The organism is Paenibacillus sp. 203 (assembly GCF_037027525.1).
Lineage (GTDB): Bacteria > Bacillota > Bacilli > Paenibacillales > Paenibacillaceae > Paenibacillus > Paenibacillus polymyxa_B.
In genome coordinates this window covers 1-312 of record NZ_JAXCHD010000064.1, presented here as the reverse complement: position 1 = coordinate 312, position 312 = coordinate 1, and the positions used below count along the sequence as shown (strand labels likewise).

At 48.4% G+C, this 312-nt stretch carries 1 protein-coding gene; it reads left to right on the top strand.

Annotated elements, in window-relative coordinates:
* On the top strand, positions 1–312 hold a 312-nt coding region (locus WA407_RS26400; RefSeq protein ID WP_336078741.1), incomplete at both ends, for an AMP-binding protein.

Genomic DNA, 312 nt, shown 5'->3' with positions numbered 1-312 from the left:
AAGGAACAAGCCTGCATAACCTGTACGGACCAACAGAAGCAACAGTAGATGTATCCTACTTTGGCTGCTCTACGGAAGAAGAATTGGAGCTTGTACCTATAGGAAAGCCCATAGATAACATTAAGTTGTATGTTGTGAGTAAGGAAAAGGGCCTGCAGCCGATAGGAGTAGCGGGAGAACTATGCATAGCAGGGGATGGACTGGCAAGAGGGTACTTGAACAGACCGGAACTTACAGAAGAAAAATTCGCAGCAAACCCATTCGCACCGGGTGAAAGGATGTACAGGACAGGTGACCTGGCAAGGTGGCTGC